This window comes from Micromonospora sp. NPDC049151, assembly GCF_040648395.1.
In the GTDB taxonomy this organism is placed as follows: Bacteria; Actinomycetota; Actinomycetes; order Mycobacteriales; family Micromonosporaceae; genus Micromonospora.
On sequence record NZ_JBEZDP010000017.1, the window covers coordinates 133,761 to 143,119 of the forward strand.

Consider the following 9,359-nt stretch of genomic DNA (forward strand, 5'->3'; position numbering starts at 1 on the left):
AACGATAAGAGCCTAGTATCTCGCCGGGGAGGGGGTCGATCGTGCTCCGACAGCAGGATGTGGGACACCGGATCGTGGTCCGCCGGATTGTGGGGATTCGCGAGGGCCGCACGCTGTTCTCCGACGCCCTCGGCGAGCTCGTCGAGCTGAGCGAGACCCACATCACGCTGTCCACCGACGCCGGGCCGCTGCGCGTGCCGGTGGCCGAGGTGCACCGGGCCAAGCGGGTGCCGCCGGCCCGCCGGCCCACCGCCGCCGCGGTGGTCGCGCTGGAGCTGGCCGCCGACGAGGCGTGGCCCGCCCCGGTACGCGGACGGCTCGGCGACTGGCGGCTGCGCTGGGCCGACGGCTGGACCGGCCGGGCGAACAGCGCGCTGCCGGTGGGCGACCCGGACCGCCCGCTGCCCGACGCGCTGGACGCGGTGCAGCGCTGGTACGCCGAACGCGGCGGATCCGCCCTGGTGAACACCCCGCTGCCGCTGGCCGCCCCGGTCGGCGCGGAGCTGGACGCGCGGGGCTGGACGTCCCGCCCCCCGGTGCTGGTGCAGACCGTCCCGCTGCGCACCCTGATCGCGCCGCCGGAGGCCCCCGCCGACGTACCGCCGGACCCCGGGAGCACCGTGCCGGCGGGTGCGGACGCCCCGCCCCCCGGAACGCCGCCGGTGACCCTGGCCGACGCGCCCGGCGACGACTGGCTGGCCATCTCCGCCAGCCGCAAGGGCGGCCTGCCGGACGCCGCGCGGCACGTGCTCACCGCCGTCGACCGGGTCCGCTTCGCGGAGCTGCGCGTCGACGGGCGGGTGCTCGCCATCGCCCGGGGGACGGTGACCGGCGACGGCCGCTGGCTCGGCGTCAGCCTGCTCGAAGTGCTGCCCGAGGCGCGTCGGCGGGGATTCGCCGCGGCCGTCGTCCGCGCCCTGGCCGGCTGGGGCGCGGACGAGGGGGCCACCCGTGCGTTCCTCCAGGTGGAGCAGAGCAACATCGGGGCGGTCGCGCTCTACCGCCGGCTCGGCTTCACCACCCACCACACCTACCTGACCCGGGTCGCCCCGGCGGGCTGAGCGGCGGGCCGGTCAGCGCCGGACGATCCTGCGGGGCCGGGTGCGCTTCATCTCGGCGTACCGCTTGAGCTGGCGGGACCGGTAGTCCCGGCCCAGCGCGGTGAGGATCAGGTAACCGACGAGCACGCCCGCGGCGGTGGCCGCGAGATAGAGCCAGATCTGGGCGAAGAAGAGGCCCGCGCCGCCGCCGAACGGATTCTCCCCGACCACCAGCGGACCGACGAAGACGGTGAGCGCCAGCGCGACCGCCACCGCGCCGACCAGGTCACCGGCCCACCGGCTGACCGGCTGCTCGGCGCCCCACCGGAACGCGGCACCGGCCAGGATCAGCCCGATGACCAGGAACATCGCCAGCGAGACCCGGCCGGCGGCGGTGTCGTCGTCCGGGAACGCCAATCTGGTGACCAGCCGGGCCACCACGTTCACCGCGAACAACGCGGCCGCCAGCACACCGACCGCACGCCACCGCTGAGCCATCGCACGCCTCCCGCCGTACCGCCCGCTCCCTCGGCGGGCCTATGGCAGGAATGTCTACCACCGCCGCCTGTGCGGCGTCAGCACCTCAGCGGGGAGGGGGCGGCGTCACGAGGTGCCGGAAGCCCACCACCGCGAACGTGACCGCGCCGGTCACGATCAGCGCCAGGCCGAGCACGTTGTCGCCGACCAGCCCGAGATCACCCTCGACGGTACGGACACCACCCGCCACGATCACCACGAACCACGGCAGCGCGGCCAGCACGATCGCCCACCGGCCGCCGGTCGACCGGTGCGCGAACGAGCCCAGCAGCACCGTCGACGCCACCACGGCGACGGCGCCGACAGCTACCGCGCCGACCCCGACCAGCGCCTGCGCGGCGCCGGAGAGCCCCTGCACGACATTCCAGGCCCAGGTCGCGACGATCAGTTCGAGCAGCGCCAGCAGGACGCCGGCCCAGACCGTCACGACGCCGCCGGCCACGCGCAGCGCGCGGTCGAGCACCCGCTCCGCCGGGCTCGGCGTCGCGTCCGTGGGCGGCTGCTCGGGAACTGTCGACACGGGTACGGCCGGCAGCGTCACCGGAGACCGGCCGCCGCGACCGGGGACCGCCGCGAGTCGTCCAGGGCGATCCCGGCGAAGAGGTCGTCCTCCCAGCCGTACGGGCCGGTGCCCGGCCCCTTCTCACCGACCGCGAGCGTGAAGTACTCCACACCCATGAACTCGCCCCCGAAGTTGCCCGCGATCGAGTAGAGCCAGGAGTTCGCCGGGATCTGGGTGGCGTGGGCCCGCATCGCCGCCTCCTTGGCGGCGTGCTGGTCGGTGCCGTCGATCCGGGCGGCGATCTCCGCGTCCGGCGTGCCGAACGGCAGCTCGTCGGCGCTCTCGATGCCGGCGAACGGGTTGTCCGACGACTCGGTGAACGTCTCCAGGCCGGCGTCGAGCACGCTGCGCGGCATGGCCGTCCAGTAGACCTTCGCCGGGGCGATCCCCTCGGCCGCGGCCAGCTCCACCGCGCGCATCGCCACCCGGTGCGCCTGGATGTGGTCGGGATGCCCGTAGAAGCCGTCCGGGTCGTACGTGACGAGCACCTGGGGACGGACCTCGCGGATGACCTCCACGAGGTATCCGGCGGCGGTGTCCAGGTCGGCCTGCCAGAACGCGCGCGGGTGCTCGTTGGTGGCCAGGCCCATCATGCCCGAGTCGCGGTAGCGGCCCGCGCCGCCGAGGAACCGGTGGTCGGTGACGCCGAGCGCGGCGCAGGCGGCGGCCAGCTCGCCGATCCGGTAGCCGCCGAGCTGGTCCGCCTCGGCCGCGCAGAGCCGGGCCAGGGCCGGGACGTGGATCTCGCCCTCCTCACCCAGCGTGCAGGTGACGAGCGTGACGTGGGCGCCGGCGGCGGCGTAGTGCGCCATCGTCGCGCCGGTGCCGATCGACTCGTCGTCGGGATGCGCGTGGACCAGCAGAAGGCGTCGGTCGGGCAGCGTCGTCACGCCCGTCACTCTAACCGGCGGTCCTGCTCCCCCGACGGTGATGCGTCCGCCCAGGTCGGCCACATCACCCCCCGGTACCCGCCTACGCTTCAGGCGTGGACTTTCCCGAGCTGGCCGCCCGTACCCGTCGGTTCAGCCACGGGGCGCCGCGTGCCGTCGCCGTCACGGGCGACGGCGCCCGGGTGGTCTTCCTGCGTTCCGCGGGACCCGAGGACCCGGCCGACGCGCTCTGGCTGCTCGACGTCGACAGCGGCGAGGAACGACTGGTCGCGGACCCGGCGGTGCTGCTCGGCGCCGACGCCGAACCGGCCCGCCTCGCCCCCGGCGAGCGGGCGCTGCGCGAGCGGCTGCGGCTCAGCTCCGGCGGCATCGGCTCGTACGCGCTGGACTCGGCCGGCCGGGTCGCCGCGTTCACGCTGGCCGGCCGGCTGTTCCGGGCCGACCTGGTGCACGGCGACGTGGTCGAGGTGGCAGCGGTCGGGCCGGTGATCGACCCGCGACCCGACCCGGCCGGCGAGCGGCTCGCGTACGTCACCGACGCCGCCGAGGGGGTGCGCCGGGGCCAGTTGCGGGTGGTGGAGCCGGACGGCACCGACAACCTGCTCGCCGGTGAGGACAGCGGCGTCACCTGGGGACTGGCCGAGCACATCGCCGCCGAGGAGTTCCACCGCTACCGGGGCTACTGGTGGGCGCCGGACGGGCGCAGCGTGCTCGCCGCCCGGGTCGACGAGTCCCGCCTGGAACGCTGGTACCTGCACGACCCGGCCGACCCGGCGAGCCCGCCCACGTCGCTCGCGTACCCGGTGGCGGGTGGGCCGAACGCGGAGGTCAGCCTGCACCTGCTCGACCTCGACGGCGGCTGGGTCGACGTGCACTGGGACCGGGAGACCTATCCGTACCTGAGCTCGGTGGACTGGACCGAGGGCGGGCCACTGATCACCGTGCTGCGCCGCTCGCAGCAGCACGGCCTGGTGCTCGCGGTGGATCCGCGCACCGGCGAGACGCAGGTGCACGCCGAGCTGGCCGACCCGCGCTGGGTGGAGCCGATCCCCGGCACCCCCGCGCACCTGCCCGACGGCCGGGTGCTGGTCGGCGGCGAGCTGGCCCACGACGGGTACGACGCCCGCTGCCTGTTCGCCGACGGCACGCTGCTCACCCCGCCTTCGCTGTACGTGCGCCGGGTGGTCGGGCGGCTGCCGAACGGTCCGAACACGGCGGCGGACCTGCTCGTGGAGGCGAGCGAGGGCGAACCGAGCCAGCGCCACCTCTACCGGGTGCGAACCACCATCGGCGGTGGCATGGACGCCCGCCGGATGGGCAGCGACCCCGGGTGGCACACGGCCTCGATCGGCGGGGCCACGCTCGCCGTGGGCATCGCGTCGCTGGAGCACCCCGGGGTCCGCTGGCGGGTGTGGCACGGCGACCGCGAGGTGGGCGAGCTGCGCTCGTTCGCCGCCACCTGCTCGTACGCGCCACGCCCGACGCTGGTCCGGGTGACCGACAGGCGGCTGCCCAGCGCGGTGCTCTACCCGGCCGAACACGTCAAGGGCACGCGGTTGCCGGTACTGCTGGACGTCTACGGCGGCCCCGGCCACCAGGAGGTGGTGGCGGCCCGCAGCGTCTGGCTGGAACGGCAGTGGTGGGCCGAGCAGGGCTTCGCGGTGGTCACCATCGACAACCGGGGCACCCCGGGCATCGCGCCGTCGTTCGAGAAGGCGATCCACCGCCGGGTCGCCGACGTGATCCTCACCGACCAGGTGGACGCGCTCACCGCGCTCGCCGACAAGCACCCGGACCTGGATCTGGATCGGGTGGCGGTACGCGGCTGGTCGTTCGGCGGCTGGCTGGCCGGTCTGGCGGTGCTGCGGCACCCGGAGCTGTTCAAGTGCGCGATCGTCGGCGCGCCGGTCACCGACTGGGCGTTGTACGACACCGCGTACAGCGAGCGCTACCTGGGGATGCCGGACGACGGGATGGACGTCTACGCCCACCACTCGCTCGTCGAGCTGGCCGCCGAGCCGCTCGGCGACCCGCGGCAGGCCCGGCCGATGCTGCTGGTGCACGGCCTGGCCGACGACAACGTGCTGGCCGCGCACACGCTGCGGCTGTCGGCCGCGCTGCTGGCGACGGGCCGCCCGCACGCGGTGCTGCCGCTGACCGGCGCGAGCCACCTGGCCGCGGGTGGCGTGTCCGAGCGGCTGCTCCGGCTGGAGCTGGACTTCCTCCGCCGCTACTTGTAAGGAAGGGCCCCTTCTTAACGCCTGCGGTAGAGGAAGGGCCCCTTGTTAACGCGCGGCGTTAACAAGGGGCCCTTCCTTCACCTACGGCTACTGCTTGACGTACGCGTTGACGAAGTTCGGGTAGCCGAACACGGAGGAGATGAACACCCCGCCCGCCTTGGACCCGTGCACGTTGTACGCCACGTCCACGTAGAGCGGCACCACCGGCGCGTGCTCCTTCATGATCCGCTCGTCGAGCTTGCCCCACTCCGGGCCCTGCTCGGACGGCGGCAGCGCCTGGATGCGGTCCATCTCGGCGTTGATCGCCTCGTCGTTGAAGTAGGACGAGTTGCTGTTGCCCTCGGCCTTGATGGTGCGACCGTCGTAGAGCACCGGCAGGATCGACGCGCCGCTGGGCCAGTCCGCCGCCCAGTTACCGATGTAGAGGTCCCAGGGGTTGTTCTTCTTCTTCACCTCGTCCAGCTTCGCGTCGTCCGGGATGTTCCGGACGGTGATCTTGAAGCCGGCGCGCTCCAGGTTGCCCTTGAGCTGGACCGCCTGCTGCTGCTCGGTGGTGTTGTCCGCCACGCCGAGAACCAGCGCGGGCGTCTGGCCGCCGAGCAGTTCCTTGGCCTTCTCCACGTTGCCGTTGGCGCCCGCCGGGTACGCGTCGTACGCCTTGTAGCCGATGGTCGACGGCGGCATCAGGGTGGTGAGCGGCTGCGCGACGGTCTGGCCGCCGAGCGCCTTGATCATGCCCTCGCGGTCGATCGCGTAGTTGAGCGCCTGGCGGACCTTCAGGTCCTTGACCCGCTGGGTGTTGATCACGAGCTGGTTGGCGCTCGGGGTCGGGGACAGCAGCGTGCGGGACTTCAGCGCCGGGTCACCGGCCACCTTGGCCACGAGCGAGGCCGGCACGCCGTTGAAGGCGAGCGCGCTCTGGTCGGCGCCGTTGTCCGCGATGACCCGGTTGTTTGCGGCGTCAGCGGTCGGGCCGAAGGTCCAGACGAACTTGTCCGGGTACTGGTGCCGCACCGGGTCGGTCTTCGGATCCCAGTTCGGGTTGCGGTCCAGGGTGATCCGAACGCCCACCTGGTTTTCCGCGATCTTGTACGGGCCGGACGAGAACGGCTTCTGGTCCAGGTTGACCCCGGTGTCCTTCTCCGGCTTGAGCGGGGCGCTGGTGGGCAGCGAGACCGCGAACGGCAGGTCGCAGCGGGGCTTGGCGAACTCGAAGCGCAGCGTCTTGTCGTCCGGCGTGGTCAGGCCCGGCGGCAGCGACGTCTTGTTCTTCTTGAAGTCCCACTTGGTGTCGTACTGCGCGGTGTCGGCCAGCCACTCCTGGATGTAGGTGGGGCCGCCGGTGAGGTCCGGGTCGAAGGAGCGGGCGATGCCGTACGCGATCTCCTTCGAGGTGATCGGGCTGCCGTCCTCGAACTTCACCCCGTCCTTGATGGTGAATTCCCAGACCTTGCAGTCGTTGTTGACGTTCTTGCCCGGGGTCTCGGCCAGGTCACCCACGAGGACCAGGCCGCCCTTGCCGTCGTCCTTCCAGGTGGTCAGGTAGCGGGCGAAGAGCGGGTTGGCCATCAGACCCGCGAACGAGTACGTCCGCTGCGGGTCGAGGTGGGAGATGGGGGTCTCCCGGATGATGGTGAACGTCCCGCCCTTGGCCGCGCCGTCGATCTCGGCGGCCGGCCCCTGCGAGTCCTTGGGGTCGGTCGCGATGACTCCGGTCTGCTGACGGTTGGTGTCCACCTTGGTGCCTTCGCCCGTGTTCTCCGAGCAGGCACCGAGTGCCACAACCAGTGCGATGGCACCGCCAGCGGCGGCCGCTGCGCGTGGTCGCATGTCCTACCTCCTCCACCCGTGCGCCGAGCGCATCCGCCGACGTCCCGAGGATCGTAAAGAAGAAAAACTACAAGTTGGATAACAGTTGTCGATAAATTTCGTCGCGGTTCAGCCGAGCCGCACCCGTGGGTCGATCACGGCGTAGAGCAGGTCCACCACCACGTTCGCCAGCACCACGAAGACCGCCGCGATCAACACGGTCGCCATGATCGTCGGCAGGTCGCCCGAGCGGACCGCGTCGACTGCGGTACGCCCCATCCCGTTCAGACCGAATGTCGTCTCGGTGATCACCGTGCCGCCCAGCGCCCCGCCCACGTCCAGCCCGGCGATCGTCACCACCGGAGTGATCGCGGCGCGCAGCGCGTGCCGGCCGTACACCTTGCGTTTGGCCAGGCCCTTCGCCCGCGCGGTCCGGACGAAGTCCTCCGAGAGTGTCTCCAGCATCTGCGCCCGGGACAGTCGCGCGTAGATCGCGGAGAAGAGGAACGCCAGCGCCACCCAGGCCAGCACCAGCCCGCTCGTCCACTTCAGCGGGTTCTCGAACAACGAGGTGTAACTCGGCACCGGTAGCAGGCGCAGGTTGTAGACGAAGACGATGAGCAGCACCGCGCCCACGAAGTAGAGCTGCAACGAGGCGCCGGTGAGCGAGAAGCCGATCGCGGCCCGGTCCAGCCAGCTCCCCCGCCGCAGCGCCGAGAGCATGCCCAGGCCGACGCCGAGCAGCAGCCAGAGGATCGCAGCCGGGATGACGATGCTCAGCGTCACCGGCAGCACCCGGGCGATGGTGTCCGAGACCGCCTCGTTCGACACGTACGACCAGCCGAGGCAGGGTGCGTCGCACCGGCCGCCCTGCGCGCTGCCGAGGTCCCGGCCGGTGACGATGCCCTTCATGTAGCCGGCGTACTGGCTGATCAGCGGGTCCCGCAGCCCCAGCTCCTGGCGGACCCGTTCCAGCCGCTCCGGGTTGCAGTTCTTGGGGCACATGCCGGTGACCGGGTCGCGCGGCAGCGCGAAGAACATCAGGAAGCTGAGCACGCTGACCGCGAACAGCGTGAGCGCGGCGGACAGCATCCGGCGGATGAGGAATCGCGTCATGGGCCGGCCTCCTACCGGGACGACTTCGGGTCGAGCGCGTCGCGCAGCGCGTCCCCGAAGAGGTTGAAGGCGAACACGAGCGCGAAGATGGTGATGCCCGGGAAGAAGACGTACGCCGGGTCGGTCTGCAGGTAGTCGAGGCTGCGGTAGATCATGCGGCCGAAGCTCGGCGTCTCGTCGGTCAGGCCGACGCCGATGAACGACAGCGCGGCCTCGCTGGTGATGTACTGCGGCACCGCCAGCGAGAAGGCGACCAGGATCGGCGCCCAGGCGTTCGGCAGCAGCTGCCGGAACAGCATGTGCCCGAGACCGGCGCCGCTGGCCCGCGCCGCCTCCACGAACTCGCGTTCGCGCAGCGCGATGATCTGGCCCCGGACCAGCCGGGCCGTACCGGTCCAGCCGAACAGGGCGAAGATCGCGATGAGCACACCGATCTGGAAGTACGCCGGCACGGCCTCGCGCTGGCCGTAGAAGCGCAGCGCGACGGTCGGCATCAGGGCCAGCGCGATGATCAGGAACGGCATGGCCAGGGTCAGGTCGGTGATCCAGTTGATCACCGTGTCCAGCCAGCCGCCCAGGTAGCCGGCGAGCGTTCCCAGCGTCACCCCGATCACCGCGGTCAGCACGGCCGCGGCGAACGCGATGAACAGCGACGTCCGCAGTCCGTGCACCATGCGGATGAAGATGTCCCGGCCGAGGCCGGGCTCCAGCCCGAACCAGTGCTCACCGGTCACCCCACCGGCGTAGCCCAGCGGCATGCCGTAGCCGTCGAGGCGGTTCTGGAACTGCTCCTTCGGCCCCACCCCGTACAGCGCCTCGATGAGCGGGACGGCAAGCGCGACGAGCACGAAGAACGCCAGCAGGCCGCCGCTGATCAGCGCGGTGCGATCCCGCTTGAGCCGCGCGAGGGCGAGCTGGCCGGGTGACCGGCCGACGAACTCCTTCTTGCCGCTCTCGTCGCCCTCGCCGGGCGACTCGATCTCGGCGAGCGCGACGCCCTCGACCGGCGACAGGCTCATTTCGACACCTCCACGGGTTCGCCGGCCGGCACGCCGACTGGTCCGCTCTCCGGGTAGTGGCAGGCGGTGAGTTGTGTGCCGTCGTCGCGGGTGACGAGTGCGGGTTCTTCGGTGGCGCAGTGGTTGGTGGCTTTCCAGCAGCGGGT

8 protein-coding genes and 1 pseudogene are annotated in these 9,359 nt (G+C 72.0%); 2 read left to right on the plus strand and 7 right to left on the minus strand.

What is annotated here, in order from left to right:
* Positions 1-41: 41 nt before the first annotated feature.
* Positions 42-1,061: a GNAT family N-acetyltransferase gene (locus tag AB0B20_RS20380; protein WP_357383599.1), complete on the plus strand. Its 1,020-nt coding sequence runs from the start codon at positions 42-44 to the stop codon at positions 1,059-1,061.
* A 12-nt stretch (positions 1,062-1,073) separates the two neighbouring features.
* Here AB0B20_RS20380 and AB0B20_RS20385 read toward each other — a convergent pair whose 3' ends face one another.
* The 3 genes from AB0B20_RS20385 to mshB all read right to left on the minus strand — a co-directional run bounded on the left by AB0B20_RS20385 (position 1,074) and on the right by mshB (position 3,038).
* Positions 1,074-1,538, minus strand: coding sequence for a hypothetical protein (locus AB0B20_RS20385; RefSeq protein ID WP_357383597.1), 465 nt, complete (start codon positions 1,536-1,538; stop codon positions 1,074-1,076).
* Between the two features lie 85 nt (positions 1,539-1,623).
* Positions 1,624-2,097: a hypothetical protein gene (locus AB0B20_RS20390; RefSeq protein WP_357383595.1), complete on the minus strand. Its 474-nt coding sequence runs from the start codon at positions 2,095-2,097 to the stop codon at positions 1,624-1,626.
* Between the two features lie 17 nt (positions 2,098-2,114).
* Positions 2,115-3,038 carry an N-acetyl-1-D-myo-inositol-2-amino-2-deoxy-alpha-D-glucopyranoside deacetylase gene (gene mshB / locus AB0B20_RS20395; RefSeq protein WP_357383593.1) on the minus strand — a complete coding sequence of 308 codons (924 nt, stop codon included), beginning with the start codon at positions 3,036-3,038 and terminating at the stop codon, positions 2,115-2,117.
* A gap of 86 nt (positions 3,039-3,124) precedes the next feature.
* Here mshB and AB0B20_RS20400 point away from each other — a divergent pair, with 86 nt between their 5' ends.
* On the plus strand, positions 3,125-5,269 hold the full coding sequence (locus AB0B20_RS20400; RefSeq protein WP_357383591.1) for a prolyl oligopeptidase family serine peptidase: 2,145 nt from the start codon (positions 3,125-3,127) through the stop codon (positions 5,267-5,269).
* A gap of 87 nt (positions 5,270-5,356) precedes the next feature.
* Here the strand turns inward: AB0B20_RS20400 and AB0B20_RS20405 are convergent, their stop codons facing one another.
* The 4 genes and pseudogenes from AB0B20_RS20405 to AB0B20_RS20420 all read right to left on the minus strand — a co-directional run.
* Positions 5,357-7,099, minus strand: coding sequence for an ABC transporter substrate-binding protein (locus AB0B20_RS20405; protein ID WP_357383589.1), 1,743 nt, complete (start codon positions 7,097-7,099; stop codon positions 5,357-5,359).
* A gap of 108 nt (positions 7,100-7,207) precedes the next feature.
* Entirely contained in the window at positions 7,208-8,194 is a 987-nt protein-coding gene (locus AB0B20_RS20410; protein WP_357383587.1) for an ABC transporter permease, read from the minus strand.
* A gap of 11 nt (positions 8,195-8,205) precedes the next feature.
* Positions 8,206-9,213 (minus strand): ABC transporter permease, encoded by a 1,008-nt coding sequence (locus tag AB0B20_RS20415; protein WP_349880425.1) that lies wholly within the window; start codon positions 9,211-9,213, stop codon positions 8,206-8,208.
* Positions 9,210-9,359: pseudogene (locus AB0B20_RS20420) on the minus strand (dipeptide/oligopeptide/nickel ABC transporter ATP-binding protein); the annotation flags it as partial. The pseudogene AB0B20_RS20420 and the gene AB0B20_RS20415, both read right to left, overlap by 4 nt.